Source organism: Pseudomonas sp. HN8-3, assembly GCF_020790195.1.
GTDB classification, from domain to species: Bacteria; Pseudomonadota; Gammaproteobacteria; order Pseudomonadales; family Pseudomonadaceae; genus Aquipseudomonas; species Aquipseudomonas synxantha_A.
In genome coordinates, this window is the sequence record NZ_CP086206.1 from 1,032,118 (window position 1) to 1,050,463 (window position 18,346).

Annotated in this window: 16 protein-coding genes and 1 other RNA gene; 15 read left to right on the forward strand and 2 right to left on the reverse strand. The window is 61.5% G+C overall.

What is annotated here, in order from left to right; all coding sequences use genetic code 11:
• Positions 1 to 32 precede the first annotated feature (32 nt).
• On the reverse strand, positions 33 to 404 hold the full coding sequence (locus tag LJX92_RS04605; RefSeq protein WP_005784926.1) for a YraN family protein: 372 nt from the start codon (positions 402 to 404) through the stop codon (positions 33 to 35).
• Positions 404 to 2,215 carry a penicillin-binding protein activator gene (locus LJX92_RS04610; RefSeq protein WP_078820309.1) on the reverse strand — a complete coding sequence of 604 codons (1,812 nt, stop codon included), beginning with the start codon at positions 2,213 to 2,215 and terminating at the stop codon, positions 404 to 406. Before LJX92_RS04610 ends, LJX92_RS04605 begins: the two co-directional genes overlap by 1 nt.
• Positions 2,216 to 2,391: 176 nt before the next feature.
• Here LJX92_RS04610 and rsmI point away from each other — a divergent pair, with 176 nt between their 5' ends.
• The 15 genes from rsmI (at position 2,392) to LJX92_RS04685 (ending at position 18,341) form a co-directional block, all read left to right on the forward strand.
• Positions 2,392 to 3,297, forward strand: a complete 906-nt coding sequence (gene rsmI, locus LJX92_RS04615; RefSeq protein WP_164699512.1) for a 16S rRNA (cytidine(1402)-2'-O)-methyltransferase — start codon at positions 2,392 to 2,394, stop codon at positions 3,295 to 3,297.
• Positions 3,298 to 3,392: 95 nt separating this feature from the next.
• An RNA gene (gene rnpB, locus LJX92_RS04620) (RNase P RNA component class A) lies at positions 3,393 to 3,746 on the forward strand.
• A 355-nt stretch (positions 3,747 to 4,101) separates the two neighbouring features.
• Positions 4,102 to 4,557, forward strand: a complete 456-nt coding sequence (mraZ, locus tag LJX92_RS04625; protein ID WP_003171868.1) for a division/cell wall cluster transcriptional repressor MraZ — start codon at positions 4,102 to 4,104, stop codon at positions 4,555 to 4,557.
• Positions 4,554 to 5,501, forward strand: a complete 948-nt coding sequence (rsmH, locus tag LJX92_RS04630) for a 16S rRNA (cytosine(1402)-N(4))-methyltransferase RsmH (protein ID WP_005784932.1) — start codon at positions 4,554 to 4,556, stop codon at positions 5,499 to 5,501. The genes mraZ and rsmH overlap by 4 nt, the downstream gene beginning before the upstream one ends.
• Positions 5,498 to 5,791 carry a cell division protein FtsL gene (gene ftsL / locus LJX92_RS04635; RefSeq protein WP_003188663.1) on the forward strand — a complete coding sequence of 98 codons (294 nt, stop codon included), beginning with the start codon at positions 5,498 to 5,500 and terminating at the stop codon, positions 5,789 to 5,791. Before rsmH ends, ftsL begins: the two co-directional genes overlap by 4 nt.
• Positions 5,791 to 7,533: a peptidoglycan D,D-transpeptidase FtsI family protein gene (locus LJX92_RS04640; protein WP_164699553.1), complete on the forward strand. Its 1,743-nt coding sequence runs from the start codon at positions 5,791 to 5,793 to the stop codon at positions 7,531 to 7,533. Before ftsL ends, LJX92_RS04640 begins: the two co-directional genes overlap by 1 nt.
• The gene (locus LJX92_RS04645; protein ID WP_005784935.1) at positions 7,533 to 8,996 is read left to right on the forward strand and encodes a UDP-N-acetylmuramoyl-L-alanyl-D-glutamate--2,6-diaminopimelate ligase; all 1,464 of its coding nucleotides are present in this window, start codon (positions 7,533 to 7,535) and stop codon (positions 8,994 to 8,996) included. The genes LJX92_RS04640 and LJX92_RS04645 overlap by 1 nt, the downstream gene beginning before the upstream one ends.
• Entirely contained in the window at positions 8,989 to 10,359 is a 1,371-nt protein-coding gene (locus LJX92_RS04650) for a UDP-N-acetylmuramoyl-tripeptide--D-alanyl-D-alanine ligase (RefSeq protein ID WP_228309353.1), read from the forward strand. The genes LJX92_RS04645 and LJX92_RS04650 overlap by 8 nt, the downstream gene beginning before the upstream one ends.
• Positions 10,359 to 11,441 (forward strand): phospho-N-acetylmuramoyl-pentapeptide-transferase, encoded by a 1,083-nt coding sequence (gene mraY / locus LJX92_RS04655; RefSeq protein ID WP_005784939.1) that lies wholly within the window; start codon positions 10,359 to 10,361, stop codon positions 11,439 to 11,441. Before LJX92_RS04650 ends, mraY begins: the two co-directional genes overlap by 1 nt.
• Positions 11,442 to 11,447: 6 nt before the next feature.
• On the forward strand, positions 11,448 to 12,794 hold the full coding sequence (gene murD, locus LJX92_RS04660; protein WP_032877724.1) for a UDP-N-acetylmuramoyl-L-alanine--D-glutamate ligase: 1,347 nt from the start codon (positions 11,448 to 11,450) through the stop codon (positions 12,792 to 12,794).
• A complete protein-coding gene (gene ftsW, locus LJX92_RS04665) occupies positions 12,791 to 14,014 on the forward strand; it encodes a putative lipid II flippase FtsW (RefSeq protein WP_005784942.1) in 1,224 nt (407 codons plus the stop codon). Before murD ends, ftsW begins: the two co-directional genes overlap by 4 nt.
• A complete protein-coding gene (gene murG / locus LJX92_RS04670) occupies positions 14,004 to 15,074 on the forward strand; it encodes an undecaprenyldiphospho-muramoylpentapeptide beta-N-acetylglucosaminyltransferase (protein WP_228309354.1) in 1,071 nt (356 codons plus the stop codon). Before ftsW ends, murG begins: the two co-directional genes overlap by 11 nt.
• The gene (murC, locus tag LJX92_RS04675) at positions 15,067 to 16,515 is read left to right on the forward strand and encodes a UDP-N-acetylmuramate--L-alanine ligase (RefSeq protein ID WP_005784945.1); all 1,449 of its coding nucleotides are present in this window, start codon (positions 15,067 to 15,069) and stop codon (positions 16,513 to 16,515) included. Before murG ends, murC begins: the two co-directional genes overlap by 8 nt.
• Positions 16,512 to 17,468: a D-alanine--D-alanine ligase gene (locus tag LJX92_RS04680; protein ID WP_228309355.1), complete on the forward strand. Its 957-nt coding sequence runs from the start codon at positions 16,512 to 16,514 to the stop codon at positions 17,466 to 17,468. The genes murC and LJX92_RS04680 overlap by 4 nt, the downstream gene beginning before the upstream one ends.
• A gap of 3 nt (positions 17,469 to 17,471) precedes the next feature.
• On the forward strand, positions 17,472 to 18,341 hold the full coding sequence (locus tag LJX92_RS04685) for a cell division protein FtsQ/DivIB (RefSeq protein WP_032803262.1): 870 nt from the start codon (positions 17,472 to 17,474) through the stop codon (positions 18,339 to 18,341).
• Positions 18,342 to 18,346 lie beyond the last annotated feature (5 nt).

An 18,346-nucleotide genomic window follows, 5' to 3' on the forward strand; every position in this document is an offset into this window, starting at 1 on the left:
AGCAAAAGTGTGTGGTGAAGGTGCCGGGTGCGTCAGCTGTCGAAGGCATCTTTGAGCCAGTTCAGATCAGCAGGACCCGACGGTGTGCTTTCTATGGCGACCACATCGAAACGGCAGGGGCTGTCAGCCCAGCGATGCTCTTTTAGCAGAAAAAACTGCGCGGCGAGTATCAGTTTCTGACGCTTGCGCCCGTCGATACTGGCGAGCGCGCCACCCCATTGTGCGTGTTTTCTGTAGCGGACTTCGACGAATACTACTGTATCGCCGTCAAGCATGACCAGATCAAGCTCGCCGCGTTTACATAACCAGTTCTGCGCCAGAAGGCGCAGACCCTGTTGTTGCAGATATTTCAGCGCTTGAAGTTCGGCATCCTTGCCGCTTTGTGCGCTGGACCGCTCAGGCATCAGCGTGGGGTATCGGGCAGGCGCTGAATGGCGCCGCCGACGAACTTCGCCCATGGCATCTGGCGGTCAACGCGCTGGTTGGCGCTGATGCCCAGGTTGCCCGAGAGACCGTCGACACGGGTGTCCGGCAATGCCTTGAGTTGGCCAAGGCGCGGTGCCAGGCGGTAGGCGTCGACGCCCATCGCGTACAGGCGGCCCAGGCTGCCATTGGCTTGCGGCCATTGCGCGGCGACCTGGTTGCGCAGCGGGTCGGTGGTGTCAAGCAGCCAAGGGGTTTCGCAGAACATCACGTTGGTCATATCCAGGTACTGGTTGCGGTCGCCGCTGGCACTGAAGACATGGGACGTGGCGTAGACCGGCACATCGCCGGCGTACTGGAAGTTCAGGGTCGGCTTGATCTGCTGGGCCAGTTGCGGGGTGACCGCCAGGAAGATGAACTCGATGTCCTGGCGACGCGAAGGCTGGGCGGCAACGTCGGTGCCGACCGTGCTTTGCAGGCTCTTGGCGCGACCTTCACTTTTACGCAACTGGAACAGGTCGGCGATCTGCTGGGCCAGTGCCACTGGCTGATCGACATACTCGACGCCCATCACAGTGCCGCCATTGGCTTCCCAATCCTGGCGGAAGGCTTTGTAGACACGCTCGCCCCATTCGCCACGCGGCACCATGGCTGCGGCGCGATGCAGGCCATCGGCACGGGCGCGGCGCGACACTTCACGGGCTTCGTCTTCAGCGGCCAGGCCGAACTGGAACAGTTGCGCCGGGCCTTGGTCGGTCTCGCTGTAATTGAGTGCCAGGGTGGTGATCGGCAATTGCGGGCGTGCGCTGAGTTGTTTCACCAGTGGTTTTTCCAGCGGGCCGACCACCAGTTGCACGCCGGCAGCCTGGGCCTTGGCGTAGAAGTCATCGAGGGAGCTCAGGCGCGAGCTGTCGTAGAACTCGATGACCGGCGCCTTCTGCCCGGCCTGTTCGGCCTGGTAGTGAGCCGCCATGAAACCTTCTCGCAATGCCTTGCCGACCGAAGCCAATGGGCCTTCCTGCGGGAGCAGCACGGCGATCTTGTTCAGGGGCTGGCTGGCCAGTTCCTTGAGCCTGGTCAGCGGCGTGGGCAGTTGCACCGCTGCCGGGTGGCCAGGGTTCTGTGCGCGCCAGGTATCGATAGCAGCCTGTTGTTGCTCCAGGGTGCCGGCGCCCTTGACCGCCTGGGCCAGGGTCACCCAGCCATCGAGTGTCGGGTTGCCGGTGGCTTGCAACTGTTCGGCCGGCAGCGCGGCAATCAGCACCCAGATGGCTTCGTGGTTGCTTGCAGCGGCATCGCCGGTCAGCAGCGGCGCCATGGCAACCCGCTCGCGAGCGGCGGCCAGGGTCTGGCCGTCGGCTTCGTAAGCGCGGGCGTGCACGGTACCGGTGCGGATCTGCTGGTCTGCCGGCAGCTCCTTCAGGCTTTGCAGGCTGGGATGGTTCAGCGCCGCCAATGCCGCCTTGGGCTGGTTGCGAGTCATCGCCAGTTCTGCGGCCAGGGTGCTGGCAAATATCTGCGCGGCGGGTTTGAGGACGTCCAGGGGCACCTGCGCAAGGATCTGCGACGAGCGGCCGGCATTGTTCTGCTGATAGGCCAGGTCTGCCGCACTCAGGCGCAGCATGGCGGCCTTTTCTGGCGTGTTGGCGTTCGTTGCCTGTTCGAGCAGTTGCTCGATACTGGCATCCGGAGTCCGTGGCAGGTCGCCAAGGCTGGACGAGGGCGAGCTGGCACACGCGGCCAGCAAGGCAGCGAGGCAGAGGGCGGAGAGCAGCCGCAGGCAAGCGATCATGTAAGTGTTCCTGATACCGATCAAATTAGCGTGGAAGTGTACCCAAGCACTGGCCCAGGCGCGATGTTAGTGGCGTGAAACCGTGGATTTAGGTCGTGTAAATGTTGCGATTGGCAAAGGCTGGCTGAAACGGCATCCACCGTGATGGCATATTTTCAAGGCGTCTACGCGCTACAATGTGGCTTTTGCCAACCATCGAGGTGTGCGTTTTGACTGCTCCAGGTCCATTGAATTCCACTGCTGGCTCGCTTTTTGTGGTGGCGACGCCGATTGGCAACCTGGACGACATCAGTGCCCGGGCGCTGAAGGTGTTGCGCGAGGTTAAATTGATCGCGGCGGAAGACACGCGACACTCCCAACGGTTGATGCAGCATTTTGGAATCAGCACGCCACTGGCGGCGTGCCATGAGCACAATGAGCGTGAAGAAGGCAGCCGTTTCATCACCCGCTTGCTGGCCGGTGATGACGTGGCATTGATCTCCGATGCGGGTACGCCGTTGATTTCCGATCCGGGATACCACCTGGTCCGCCAGGCACGCGCCGCTGGTATCAATGTAGTGCCTGTTCCGGGAGCGTGCGCGCTGATTGCCGCATTATCTGCGGCAGGCTTGCCGTCGGATCGGTTTATTTTTGAAGGTTTCCTGCCGGCCAAGGCAGTCGGCCGTCGCGCACGCCTTCAGGCCCTGAAGGAAGAGCCGCGCACCCTGATCTTCTACGAAGCTCCGCACCGCATCCTTGAATGCCTGCAGGATATGGAACTGGTGTTCGGCGGCGAGCGGCTGGCATTGCTGGCGCGGGAGTTGACCAAGACCTTCGAAACCCTCAAAGGGCTGCCGCTGGAGGCGTTGCGGGCGTTTGTCGAGGGCGACAGCAATCAGCAGCGAGGCGAATGTGTGGTGCTGGTGGCGGGCTGGAGTGCGCCGGAGAATGAAGACGCCGTGGGCAGCGAAGCCATGCGCATCCTCGACTTGTTGCTCAAGGAGATGCCGCTCAAGCGTGCCGCTGCCCTTGCCGCAGAAATTACCGGGGTGCGTAAAAACGTGTTGTATCAAGTGGCGCTCGATAAACAGAAGGCTGAATAGTTCCGGGGTCGAATCTGTATTTCGTCTGAACACGATGGCACTGCCGCACTTTAATACTTGTCCTCAGACCTTCGTGCCGTTAACCTGCGCGGCGGAGAGTCGATTGGACAGTCGCTGCCCTCTATGAAAATTAGGGGGGGGAGGAAAGTCCGGGCTCCATAGGGCGAAGTGCCAGGTAATGCCTGGGAGGCGTGAGCCTACGGAAAGTGCCACAGAAAATAACCGCCTAAGCGCTTCGGTGCCGGTAAGGGTGAAAAGGTGCGGTAAGAGCGCACCGCACGACTGGCAACAGTTCGTGGCTAGGTAAACCCCACTTGGAGCAAGACCAAATAGGGTCCCAAGGCGTGGCCCGCGCTGGGACCGGGTAGGTTGCTAAAGATGTCCAGTGATGGCCATCGTAGACGAATGACTGTTCAAGACAGAACCCGGCTTACAGATCGACTCTCCACCTTTTTTCCTTGCGTTCGAATCTCGTGCGCAAACCCGGTAGTAACGCAAGAATCCCTCCCTGCCAAATCATTGGCAGATGCGTCTTCGTAATACCAAAAAAATCTTACTCTTAATAAATTACTTTAACTTTAAGTCGTAGCTCCATGAGCTATTTGCCGTTGTTGAGTCAAAAACATCGTCAAACTCTCGTTTCTCCTCCTCTTACCCTCCTAAATCTCCGTTCTGTAAGGCTTTTCCTTGAATCCGCGCCTTGACGGTGTGGTAGGCGCATTCCTATAGTGTGCGCAAGTGGCGGAAAGTGGCACAAAGTGGGTTTTTTGAACGTAAAACGCTAAAATTTGGAGAAACGCATCTGTGTTTCGCGGAGCTAACGCTATCAGTCTCGATGCAAAAGGCCGTCTCGCCATGCCGAGCCGGTATCGTGACGAGCTCATTTCGCGAAGTTCAGGGCAGTTAATCATCACGATTGACGCCGTTGACCCTTGTTTGTGTGTTTACCCCCTCGATGAGTGGGAGTTGATTGAAACCAAGTTGCGCGCGCTGCCTTCATTGCGTGAAGAAAACCGCCGCCTCCAGCGTTTGCTGATCGGCAATGCCGTTGACCTTGAACTCGATGGCAGCGGTCGTTTCCTGGTGCCGCCGCGTCTGCGCGAGTACGCCAAGCTCGACAAGCGCGCAATGCTGGTGGGCCAGCTGAACAAGTTCCAATTGTGGGACGAAGATGCCTGGGATGCTGTGTCTGCAGCTGACCTGGCTGCTATTCAACAACCGGGCGCCATGCCTGATGAACTGCGTGATTTGATCCTGTGACTATTGATAGCGGCTTTAACCACATCACCGTACTGCTTGACGAAGCCGTTGAGGCTCTCGCCGTACGCGCGGATGGCTGCTATTTGGATGGCACCTTCGGCAGGGGCGGGCACAGCCGTTTGATACTCAGCCAGCTCGGGCCCGACGGTAAGCTCCTCGGGTTCGACAAGGACCCTCAAGCGATTGCCACCGGGCAAGCGCTAGCGGCCGAAGACGGCCGCTTTGTCGTTGTGCAGCGCAGCTTTGCCGAGCTGGGTGCCGAAGTCGCCGAGCGCGGCATGGCAGGCAAGGTGGCCGGGGTTTTGCTCGACCTGGGCGTGTCTTCGCCGCAGCTCGACGACCCTGAGCGCGGCTTCAGCTTCATGAACGACGGCCCCCTGGATATGCGCATGGACCCCACCCGTGGGGTCAGCGCTGCCCAGTTCATCGCCACCGCACCGGTGGAAGAAATCGCCCGCGTATTCAAGGAATACGGCGAAGAACGCTTCGCCGGCCGGATGGCGCGTGCCGTGGTCGAGCGTCGGGAAATCCAGCCTTTCGAGCGTACCGCCGACCTGGCCGAAGTGTTGAAGGTCGCCAACCCGGCGTGGGAAAAGGGCAAGAACCCGGCAACTCGCGCGTTCCAGGGCCTGCGCATTCACGTCAACAACGAATTGGGCGATCTGGAAGCCGGCCTCGAAGCCGCTCTGGACGCTCTGGAAGTGGGCGGCCGCCTGGTGGTGATCAGTTTCCACTCCCTGGAAGACCGCATCGTCAAACTGTTCATGCGTCGTCTGGTCAAGGGCGAGTCCGACAACCTGCCGCGCAACCTGCCGGTACGTTTCGAAGCCTTTGTGCCGAAAATCAAAATCCATGGCAAAGCGCAGTTCGCTTCCGAAGCCGAACTCAAGGCCAACCCACGTTCCCGTAGCGCCGTCATGCGCGTCGCGGAGAAGCTGCGGTGAGCAAGCTTTTCGCCAAACCCCTGCCGGGCGGCAGCTTCTTTATGTTGCTGCTGTTTGTCGGCGTGCTGGTGTCCGCGATTGCGGTGTCCTACAGCGCCCACTGGAACCGTCAGTTGCTCAATACCCTGTATGGGGAGTTGAGCGTGCGTGACAAGGCGCAGGCGGAGTGGGGCCGGTTGATCCTCGAACAAAGTACCTGGACAGCCCACAGCCGTATCGAAGTGCTGGCCACCGAGCAGTTGAAGATGCACATTCCGGGCGCGGCCGAAGTTCGCATGGTGGCGCCATGATGAAGCTCGAAGGCGCACTCTACCCGTGGCGTTTCCGCCTGATGCTCGGCTTGCTGGCATTGATGGTGGGTGCCATCGTCTGGCGCATCTTCGACCTGCAGGTGGTCGACCGCGACTTCCTGATCGGCCAGGGTGACGCCCGCAGCCTGCGGCATATTCCAATTCCTGCGCACCGCGGCCTGATCACCGACCGTAATGGCGAGCCCTTGGCCGTCAGTACCCCGGTGACGACGCTGTGGGCCAACGCTAAAGAGCTGCAAGTTGCCAAGGACAAGTGGCCCGAGCTGGCCGCCGCCCTTGGTCAGGACCGCAAGGCCCTGACCGATCGCCTCGAAGCCCAGGCCAACAAGGAATTCATCTATCTGGTTCGCGGGCTCACCCCCGAGCAAGGCCAGCAGGTGCTCGACCTTAAAATCCCCGGTGTCTACGGCATCGAGGAGTTTCGTCGTTTCTACCCGGCCGGTGAAACCACCGCGCACATGGTCGGCTTTACCGATATCGATGATCATGGTCGCGAAGGCGTTGAGCTGGCGTACGACGAATGGCTGGCCGGAGTTCCGGGCAAGCGGCAGGTCATCAAGGATCGGCGCGGCAGGCTGATCAAGGATGTCCAGGTCACCAAAAACGCCAAGGCCGGCAAGCCTCTGGCGTTGTCGATCGACCTGCGCCTGCAATACCTGGCCAACCGCGAACTGCGTAACGCGATCATCGAGAACGGCGCCAAGGCCGGTAGCCTGGTGATCATGGACGTGAAGACCGGCGAGATCCTCGCCATGGTCAACCAGCCGACCTACAACCCCAACAACCGTCGCAACCTGCAGCCGGCGATGATGCGTAACCGCGCAATGATCGACGTGTTCGAGCCCGGTTCGACCATGAAAGCCATCTCCATGAGCGCTGCCCTGGAAACCGGGCGCTGGAAACCTACCGACAAGGTCGAGGTTTACCCAGGCACCTTGCAACTTGGCAAATACACCATTCGTGACGTATCCCGCAGCGAAGGTCCGGTGCTGGATCTGACAGGCATCCTGATCAATTCCAGTAACGTGGGCATGAGTAAGGTTGCCTTCGACATTGGCGGCGAAACGATCTATCACCTGGCGCAAAAAATCGGTCTGGGGCAACCCACCGGCCTCGATTTCCCGGGTGAGCGCGTGGGCAACCTGCCGAACTACCGCGAGTGGAGAAAGGCCGAGACTGCCACGCTGTCCTACGGCTACGGTCTGTCGGTCACTGCGATCCAGCTGGCCCACGCGTTTTCGGTGTTGGCCAATAACGGCCGCATGGTGCCGCTGAGCCTGATCCATGTGGACGAACCGCCGAAAGCCAACCAGGTCATTCCGGAAAAAGTCGCCAAGACCATCCAGGGCATGCTGCAACAAGTGATCGAAGCTCCACGCGGTGTATTCCGGGCTCAGGTGCCGGCTTATCACGTGGCAGGCAAGTCCGGTACTGCGCGTAAGACGTCCGTGGGCACCAAAGGCTACGCCGAAAATTCCTACCGCTCGCTGTTCGCTGGCTTCGGCCCGATGAGCGACCCGCGCTACGCCATCGTCGTGGTCATCGACGAACCGAGTAAAGCCGGCTACTTCGGTGGCCTGGTCTCGGCGCCGGTGTTCAGCAAAGTGATGTCCGGCACCCTGCGCCTGATGAACATCACGCCGGACAATCTGCCGCCGACCCAACAAGCCAACGCCGGACCACCGGCCGCCGCTGTCAAAGCCAATGGAGGGCGCGGCTGATGTCTCTGAGCCTCAACAAGATTTTTGCCCATGCCGGCCGCGATCTGCTGATTCGCGAATTGAGCCTGGACAGCCGCAACGTACGCGCCGGTGACCTGTTCCTGGCGGTGCCTGGCGGCAAGTTCGATGGTCGTGCGCATATCGCAGATGCCCTGCAACGTGGCGCGGCGGCTGTGGCCTATGAAGTGGAAGGCGCCACTGTGCTGCCGATCACCGACGTGCCGTTGATTCCAGTCAAGGGCCTGGCTGCGCAGCTCTCTGACATCGCCGGGCGTTTTTACGGCGACCCGAGCCGCCAGCTCAACCTGATCGGCGTGACCGGTACCAATGGCAAGACCAGCGTGACCCAGTTGGTCGCCCAGGCCCTTGACCTGTTGGGCCAGCACTGCGGCATCGTCGGCACCCTGGGCACTGGCTTTTATGGTGCGCTGCAAAGCGGCCTGCACACCACGCCGAACCCGATTGCCGTGCAAGCGACCCTGGCCGACCTGAAAAAGGCCGGCGCCAAGGCGGTTGCCATGGAAGTTTCCTCACATGGTCTGGATCAGGGGCGAGTGGCTGCCCTGGCCTTTGACGTTGCGGTGATGACCAACCTGTCCCGTGATCACCTCGACTACCACGGCACCATGGAGGCGTACGCCGCCGCCAAGGCCAAGCTGTTTGCCTGGAATGACCTGAAGTGCCGGGTGATCAACCTGGACGACGCATTTGGCCGTCAACTGGCTGGCGAAGAAAGCGAAGCACGCCTGATCAGTTATAGCCTGAAAGATTCCAGTGCCTACCTGTATTGCCGCGAAGCCCAGTTCAATGACGAGGGCGTACGCGCCACGTTGGTCACGCCCCAGGGCGAACACCACTTGCGCAGTACCTTGCTCGGCCGCTTCAACCTGAGCAACGTACTCGCTGCCATCGGCGCGCTGCTGGGTCTGGATTACGCCCTGGATGAAATCCTGCGCGTACTGCCCAAGCTTGAGGGCCCGGCTGGCCGTATGCAGCGCCTGGGTGGCGGCAAACAGCCGCTGGTGGTGGTCGATTACGCCCATACCCCGGATGCCCTGGAAAAAGTTCTCGAAGCCCTGCGCCCACATGCCAAGGGCAAATTGCTCTGCCTGTTCGGCTGCGGCGGTGATCGCGATCGCGGCAAGCGTCCGTTGATGGCTGAGATTGTCGAGCGTTTGGCCGACGGCGTACTCGTCACCGACGACAACCCGCGCAGTGAAGACCCAAGCCAGATTTTCGATGACATCCGTGTCGGCTTCAAAGATGCCTCCAAGGCCACCTTCGTTGCTGGTCGTGGTGCCGCCATTGCCCAACTGATTGCCAGCGCCAGCGCTGACGATGTGGTGGTGCTGGCGGGCAAGGGGCACGAGGACTACCAGGAAATCAACGGCGAGCGCCATGCCTTCTCCGATCTGGTCGAGGCTGATCACGCCTTGACTGCCTGGGAGGTCGCCCATGCTTAAAGTCATGCAGTTCAGCCAACTTACCCAGGCCCTGTCGGCCCGCGTAGTGTCGAGCGATTGCACCTTCAACGGCGTGAGTATCGACAGCCGCAACATTCAGCCTGGGCAGTTGTTTGTCGCCTTGGCAGGCCCGCGCTTCGATGGTCACGACTACCTGAACGAAGTCGCCGCCAAAGGTGCCGTCGGTGCCTTGGTACAGCGTGAAGTGCCCGACTCCACCTTGCCGCAATTGCTGGTGCCCGATACTCGCTTGGCCTTGGGTCAATTGGGTGCGCTCAACCGCGCTGCTTTTGACAAGCCGGTGGCGGCCATTACCGGCTCCAGCGGCAAGACCACGGTCAAGGAACTGCTTGCCGGTGTCCTGCGTACGCGCGGGCCGGTGCTTGCGACCCGTGGCAACCTCAACAATGATTTCGGCGCACCGCTGACCCTGCTTGAACTGGCCCCGGAGCACACGGCAGCCGTGATCGAGCTGGGGGCTTCGCGTATCGGCGAAATCGCCTACACCGTGGCGCTGACCAAGCCTCACGTGGCGATCATCAACAATGCCGGTACCGCCCATGTCGGCGAGTTCGGCGGCCCGGAAAAAATCGTCGAAGCCAAGGGTGAAATTCTTGAAGGGCTCGACGCCTCGGGCACCGCTGTGCTGAACCTGGACGACAAGGCTTTCGCGACCTGGCGTGTACGCGCCGCCGGTCGCAAGGTGCTGACGTTTGCGGTGCTCAATGCCGCGGCCGACTTCCATGCTTCAAATATCACCGTCGACGCCCGCGGTTGCCCGTCCTTCAGCTTGCATACCCCGCAAGGCAGCGAACACGTGCAGCTGAACCTGCTGGGCAACCATAACGTTGCCAACGCCCTGGCCGCCGCCGCCGCCGCCCATGCCCTGGGCGTGTCGCTGTTCGGTATCGCTACGGGCCTGGGCGCGGTGCAGCCGGTCAAGGGCCGCACTGTGGCGCAATTGGCTGCCAACGGCATGCGCGTGATTGATGACACCTACAACGCCAATCAGTCCTCGGTCTGCGCCGCCATAGATCTGCTCAAGGGTTTCGATGGCCGCAAAGTACTGGTGCTGGGCGATATCGCCGAGCTGGGCGACTGGGCCGAGCAGTCCCATCGGGAAGTAGGTGCCTACGCCAGCGGCAAGGTCGACGCGCTCTACGCGGTCGGCCCGCACATGACTCACGCCGTGAGCGCCTTCGGTCCCGGTGCGCGGCATTTTGCGACGCAAGCTGAATTGATCCAGGCGCTGACGGCGACTGAACACGACAAACACACAACCATTTTGATCAAGGGATCGCGCAGCGCGGTGATGGAAAACGTCGTCGCAGCCTTGTGTGGCTCAAGTACGGAGAAACATTAATGCTGCTGCTGCTGGCTGAGTATCTGCAACAGTTCCACAAAGGCTTCGCGGTCTTTCAGTACCTGACCCTGCGCGGGATCCTGGGTGTGCTGACCGCGCTGTCTTTGTCACTGTTTCTGGGGCCGTGGATGATCCGCACCCTGCAGAACCTGCAAATTGGTCAATCGGTTCGCAACGACGGCCCGCAGTCGCACCTGTCCAAGTCCGGTACGCCGACCATGGGCGGTGCGCTGATCCTGTCGTCCATCGGCGTCAGCACCTTGCTCTGGGCCGACCTGCATAACCGCTACGTGTGGGTGGTGCTGCTGGTGACCCTGCTGTTCGGTGCCATCGGCTGGGTGGATGACTACCGCAAAGTGATCGAGAAAAACTCCAAGGGGCTGCCAAGCCGCTGGAAGTATTTCTGGCAGTCGGTGTTCGGTCTCGCTGCGGCAGTCTTCCTGTACACCACTGCGCCAAGCGCCGTGGAAACCACCTTGATCATCCCGATGCTCAAGGATGTGAGCATTCCACTGGGTGTCGGCTTCGTGGTGCTGACCTATTTCGTGATCGTCGGCTCCAGCAACGCGGTGAACCTGACCGACGGCCTTGATGGCCTGGCGATCATGCCGACGGTGATGGTTGGCGGTGCACTCGGCATCTTCTGCTACCTGTCGGGTAACGTGAAATTCGCAGAATACCTGCTGATCCCTTACGTACCGGGCGCCGGTGAGCTGATCGTGTTCTGCGGCGCGCTGATCGGTGCCGGCCTGGGGTTCCTGTGGTTCAACACCTACCCGGCACAAGTCTTCATGGGTGACGTCGGCGCGCTGGCGCTGGGCGCTGCCCTGGGCACCATTGCGGTGATCGTTCGCCAGGAAATCGTGCTGTTCATCATGGGCGGTGTGTTCGTGATGGAAACCCTGTCGGTGGTCATCCAGGTGGCTTCCTTCAAATTGACCGGGCGTCGTGTGTTCCGCATGGCGCCGATCCACCACCACTTTGAGCTCAAGGGCTGGCCCGAGCCACGTGTGATTGTCCGTTTCTGGATCATCACCGTGATTCTGGTACTGGTCGGCCTTGCCACCCTGAAACTGAGGTAGAAACGAGTGTCCCTGATCGCTTCAGACCACTTCCGCATCGTTGTCGGCCTCGGCAAGAGCGGCATGTCCCTGGTTCGCTTCCTGGCGAACCGGGGCACGTCGTTTGCCGTGGCCGACACGCGGGAAAATCCACCGGAGCTGGTCACGCTGCGCCGTGACTACCCGCACGTGGAAGTGCGTTGTGGCGAGTTGGATGTCGAGTTTCTGTGCCGTGCCGATGAGCTCTACGTGAGCCCCGGCCTGGCGCTGGCTACACCCGCCCTGCAAGCTGCTGCAGCGCGTGGCGTCAAGTTGTCCGGCGATATCGATCTGTTTGCGCGTAACGCCAAGGCGCCGATCGTGGCCATCAGCGGTTCCAACGCGAAGAGCACCGTGACCACCCTGGTCGGCGAAATGGCGGCTGCGGCCGGCAAGCGCGTGGCCGTGGGCGGCAATCTCGGTGTGCCGGCGCTGGATTTGCTCAGCGACGACGTCGAGTTGTACGTAATGGAGTTGTCGAGCTTCCAGCTGGAAACCACCCACGATCTCGGTGCTGAAGTGGCCACCGTGCTGAACGTCAGCGAAGACCATATGGACCGCTACAGCGGCCTGCCGGCTTATCACCTGGCCAAGCACCGGATCTTCCGTGGCGCCAGGCAATTTGTAGTCAATCGCCAGGATGCCCTGAGCCGTCCGCTGATGGGCGAGGGCATGCCTTGCTGGACTTTCGGCCTGGGCAAACCCGATTTCAAAGGCTTCGGCATTCGCGAAGAGAACGGCGAGAAGTACCTGGCCTTCGAATTCCAGAACCTGATGCCGGTACGCGAGCTGAAGATCCGTGGCGCACATAACCAGTCCAATGCCCTGGCTGCACTGGCACTCGGTCATGCGGTTGGCCTGCCATTCGACGCGATGCTCGCCAGCCTGCGTACGTTCGCTGGCCTTGAGCATCGCTGCCAGTGGGTACGCGACCTCAATGGCGTGAGCTACTACAACGACTCCAAGGCCACCAACGTCGGTGCCGCCCTGGCTGCCATCGAGGGCCTGGGTGCCGATATCGACGGCAAGCTGGTGCTGATCGCGGGTGGTGATGGCAAGGGCGCCGACTTCAAGGACCTTGCAAATCCGGTCGCCGCCCATTGCCGCGCCGTGGTGCTGATGGGTCGCGATTCGGACCTGATCGCCGCCGCCCTCGGCGACGCGGTGCCGCAAGTACGCGCGACTTCGCTGGATGACGCCATTGCCCAATGCAAAGCCCTGGCCCAGCCGGGTGACGCGGTGCTGCTGTCGCCGGCCTGCGCCAGTTTCGACATGTTCAAGAATTACGAAGAGCGCGGTCAGCTGTTCGCCCGCGCCGTGGAGGCCTTGGCATGAGCCTCAACCTGAAAAACATCATCAAGCCGTACCCGTCGCCGATCATTACCGGGCGCGGCATCGACCTCGATTTCCCGATGCTCGCCGGGTGCCTCGCGCTGCTCGGCCTGGGCCTGGTGATGATCACTTCGGCATCCTCCGAAGTGGCTGCCGTGCAGTCGGGCAATACCCTTTACATGATGATCCGTCACCTGGTGTATCTGGTGATCGGCCTCGGCGCGTGCATCGTCACCATGATGATTCCTATCGCCACCTGGCAGCGTCTGGGCTGGCTGATGCTGATCGGCGCGTTCGGCTTGCTGGTGATGGTGATCGTGCCCGGCATCGGCCGCGAGGTGAACGGTTCGATGCGCTGGATCGGCTTCGGCGCGTTCAACGTGCAGCCCTCGGAGATCGCCAAAGTGTTCGTGGTGATCTACCTGGCCGGTTACCTGGTACGCCGTCAGAAAGAAGTGCGCGAAAGCTGGATGGGCTTCTTCAAACCCTTCATCGTGCTGCTGCCCATGGCCGGGCTATTGCTGATGGAACCCGACTTCGGTGCCACCGTGGTCATGATGGGGGCTGCGGCGGCCATGCTGTTCCTCGGCGGAGTCGGCCTGTTCCGCTTCACCTTGATGGTGGTATTGGCAGTCGCGGCGGTGACCATTCTGGTACAAGCGCAGCCTTACCGGATGGCGCGTCTGATTACCTTTACCGACCCCTGGTCCGATCAGTTCGGTTCCGGCTACCAGTTGACCCAGGCGCTGATTGCCTTCGGTCGCGGCGAGTGGCTGGGCGTGGGCCTGGGCAACAGCGTGCAGAAGCAGTTCTACCTGCCCGAAGCCCACACCGACTTCGTGTTCTCGGTACTGGCCGAAGAGCTGGGTGTCGTGGGTTCGCTGTGCACTGTCGGCCTGTTCGTATTCGTCTGTGTACGCGCCATGTACATCGGTCTGTGGGCCGAGAAGGCCAAGCAGTTCTTTGCCGCCTACGTTGCCTACGGGCTGGCGTTCCTGTGGATCGGCCAATTCCTGATCAACATCGGCGTGAACGTCGGCCTGTTGCCGACCAAGGGCCTGACCTTGCCGTTCCTCAGCTACGGTGGCAGTTCGTTGGTGATCTGCTGCGCCTGTCTTGGCTTGTTGCTGCGTATCGAGTGGGAGAGTCGAACCCACTTGGGCAGCGAAGAGATGGAGTTCAGCGAAAGCGACTTCGCCGAGGAGCCGACCCATGGGCGCTAACGTGTTGATCATGGCCGGCGGCACCGGGGGGCATGTGTTCCCGGCCCTGGCTTGCGCCCGTGAATTCCAGAACCGCGGCTATACCGTGCACTGGTTGGGTACGCCCCGTGGCATTGAAAACGAGGTGGTGCCCAATGCCGGTTTGCCCCTGCATTTGATCAACGTCACCGGCCTGCGTGGCAAGAGCAAGTTGTCCCTGCTCAAGGCGCCGTTCGTGTTGCTCAAGGCGGTCATGCAGGCACGCAGGATCATCCGCGAACTGAAGCCGGTGTGCGTGCTCGGTTTCGGTGGTTATGTGACCGGCCCTGGTGGCGTTGCGGCGAAGCTCGCTGGCGTACCGGTGATCGTGCACGAACAGAACGCCGTCGCCGGGACTGCCAACCGTCTGCTGGTGCCGTTGGCATCGCGGGTGTGTGAAGCCTTCCCGAAAACGTTCGCTGCCTCGGACAAGCTTCGCACCACCGGCAATCCGGTGCGTACCGAACTGTTCATGGCCATTGCGCGTGACGCCCTGGCCGGCCGCAAGGCACACCTGCTGATCCTGGGCGGAAGCCTGGGCGCCGAGCCACTGAACAAATTGCTGCCTGAGGCCGTTGCGCAACTCCCTGAGGATGTGCGCCCGGAGATCTTCCACCAGGCCGGCAAGCACCATGATGAAGTCACCGCCGCGCGTTATCGCGAGGCCGGTGTGGAGGCGAATGTACAGCCCTTCATCAAAGACATGGCCCAAGCCTATGGCTGGGCCGACCTGGTGGTCTGCCGCGCAGGTGCGCTGACCGTCAGTGAACTGGCCGCTGCCGGTCTGCCGTCGTTGCTGGTGCCTTTGCCCCATGCGATCGACGATCATCAGACCCGCAACGCCGAATATTTGGCCGGGGAGGGCGCTGCCTTCCTGCTGCCGCAAAGAACGACTGGCGCCGCCGATTTGGCCGCACGCCTGACCGAGGTTTTGATGCAACCGGAACGACTCAACAGCATGGCGAGCACCGCAAGCCGCCTGGCCAAACCTGACGCAACCCGCACCGTGGTCGATATCTGCCTGGAGGTGGCCCATGGTTGAGAATCAGAAAGCCATGCCGCAACCCGAGATGCGCCGCATCCGTCGCATTCACTTCGTCGGTATCGGTGGTGTGGGCATGTGCGGCATCGCCGAAGTACTGCTGAACCTGGGCTACCAGGTGTCCGGCTCGGACTTGAAAGAGTCGCCGGTCACCGAGCGTCTGAAGTCCTTCGGTGCGCAGATCTTTATCGGCCACCGTGCCGAGAACGCCGCCGAGGCCGACGTGCTGGTGGTGTCCAGTGCCGTGAACACGTCCAACCCGGAAGTGGCCACCGCCCTTGAACGCCGTATCCCGGTGGTGCCGCGTGCCGAGATGCTCGCCGAACTGATGCGCTATCGCCACGGCATCGCCGTCGCCGGTACCCATGGCAAGACCACCACGACGAGCCTGATCGCTTCGGTGTTCGCCGCCGGTGGCCTGGACCCGACGTTCGTCATCGGTGGCCGCCTGAATGCAGCCGGCACCAATGCCCAACTCGGCACCAGCCGCTATCTGATCGCCGAAGCCGATGAGAGCGATGCGAGCTTCCTGCACCTGCAACCGCTGGTCGCCGTCGTCACCAACATCGACGAAGACCACATGGCGACCTACGACGGTGACTTCAATAAACTGAAGAAAACCTTCGTCGACTTCCTGCACAACCTGCCGTTCTACGGTCTGGCGGTGGTGTGCCTGGACGATCCGGTGGTGCGTGAAATCCTGCCGCAGGTCAAGCGTCCGACCGTGACCTACGGCTTCAGCGAAGACGCCGATGTGCGCGCAATCAATGTACGCCAGGAAGGCATGCAAACCTTCTTCACCGTGCTGCGTCCCGACCGCGAACCGCTGGATGTCTCGGTGAACATGCCGGGCAACCACAACGTGCTGAACTCCCTGGCGACCATCTGCATCGCCACCGATGAGGGCGTCAGCGATGAAGCCATCGTCGAAGGGCTGTCGCGCTTTGCCGGTGTCGGCCGTCGCTTCCAGGTCTACGGCCAGTTGCCGGTTGAAGGCGGTGACGTGATGCTGGTGGACGACTACGGTCACCACCCGACCGAAGTTGCCGCTGTGATCAAGGCCGTGCGCGGCGGCTGGCCGGAGCGCCGCCTGGTGATGGTTTACCAGCCGCACCGCTACAGCCGTACCCGCGACCTGTACGACGATTTCGTCAATGTACTGGCTGATGCCAACGTGCTGCTGCTGATGGAGGTTTACCCGGCCGGTGAAGAACCGATCCCGGGCGCTGACAGCCGCAAGCTGTGCAACAGCATCCGCCAGCGTGGCCAACTGGACCCGATCTACATCGAGCGTGGCGTCGACCTGGCCCCTATCGTCAAGCCGTTGCTGCGCGCCGGCGACATCCTGCTGTGCCAGGGTGCCGGTGATATCGGTGGCCTTGCGCCCAAGTTGCTGGCGAGCCCGCTGTTTGCAGCCGTGGCAAAGGGGGCGTCGAAATGATCACTAACTACGGCTCCCTGTTTTCCACTGTCGCGCCTGCCGATTTCGGTCGCGTCGCTGTGCTGTTCGGCGGCAAGAGCGCTGAGCGCGAAGTGTCGCTCAAGTCCGGCAATGCCGTGCTCCAGGCGCTGCAAAGTGCCGGTGTGAACGCCTTTGGCATCGACGTCGGCGATGACTTCCTCGCCCGTCTGCAAGCCGAGAGGATCGACCGCGCCTTCATCATCCTCCATGGTCGTGGCGGTGAAGACGGCAGCATGCAAGGCCTGCTCGAATGTGCCGGCATCCCCTACACCGGTAGCGGTATCCTCGCTTCCGCGCTGGCGATGGACAAATTGCGCACCAAGCAGGTGTGGCACAGCCTGGGTATTCCGACCCCGCGTCACGCCGTGCTGTGCAGCGAAGACGATTGTATTTCTGCGGCCAAGGAACTGGGCCTGCCTTTGATCGTCAAACCAGCCCATGAAGGCTCCAGTATCGGCATGGCTAAAGTGAACTCGGCCGCCGAATTGATCGACGCATGGAAAGCGGCAAGTACCTACGATTCGCAAGTGTTGGTGGAACAGTGGATTTCCGGTCCCGAGTACACCATCGCCACCCTGCGTGGACAGGTATTGCCGCCCATCGCTTTGGGCACGCCCCACACCTTTTATGACTACGACGCCAAGTACCTGGCTTCCGATACCCAGTACCGGATCCCATGTGGCCTCGAAGCAACCAAGGAACAGCAATTGATGGACCTCACGGCGAAAGCCTGTGAGGCGTTGGGTATCGCCGGTTGGGCGCGGGCAGACGTGATGCAGGATGACCAAGGGAATTTCTGGTTCCTTGAAGTCAACACCGCACCGGGGATGACCGACCACAGCCTGGTGCCGATGGCCGCTCGCGCAGCCGGCCTGGATTTTCAGCAGTTGGTGCTGGCGATCCTGGCGGCAAGTATCGAGTCACGAGGCTAAGACATGAAAGGCGCATCGCTTCGTCATCAGCCCCCACAAGCACCGAGCCGCAAGCCGGTGCCACGGGGTGCCAGCCGCATGGTGGCCAAAGAGCCGATGTCGGCGCGCCTGCCCAAAGCCAACTTTGGTTTTATCAAGGCGCTGTTCTGGCCGGTATTGCTGGTGGTGCTGGGGTTCGGTACCTACGAAGGCGCGCAACGCCTGCTGCCGTATGCCGACCGGCCGATCACCAAGATCAGCGTGCAGGGCGACTTGAGCTACATCAGCCAGCAGGCGGTACAGCAGCGCATCGGCCCGTACCTGGCCGCGAGCTTCTTTACCATCGACCTGGCCGGTATGCGCTCGGAGCTGGAACAGATGCCGTGGATCGCACACGCCGAAGTGCGCCGTGTATGGCCCGACCAGGTCACGATCCGCCTGGAAGAACAACTGCCCGTGGCCCGTTGGGGTGATGAAGCGCTGTTGAACAACCAGGGCCAGGCGTTCACCCCGCGTGAGCTGGCCAACTATGAGCACCTGCCGCAGCTGTTCGGGCCGCAGCGGGCGCAGCAGCAAGTGATGCAGCAGTACCAGGCCTTGAGCCAGATGCTGCGGCCACTGGGCTTCTCCATTGCACGCCTGGAACTGCGTGAACGGGGCAGCTGGTTTTTGACAACCGGGGCAGGCAGTTCCGGCCCGGGCATCGAGTTGTTGCTGGGACGCGACCGCTTGGTGGAAAAGATGCGCCGCTTTATTGCCATCTATGAAAAAACCTTGAAAGAACAGATTACGAACATTGCGAGCGTCGACCTGCGTTACGCCAACGGCCTGGCCGTCGGCTGGCGTGCACCGGCCGCGCCCACGGCAGCACAACCCGCTGTCGCGAAGAATTAAGAAGA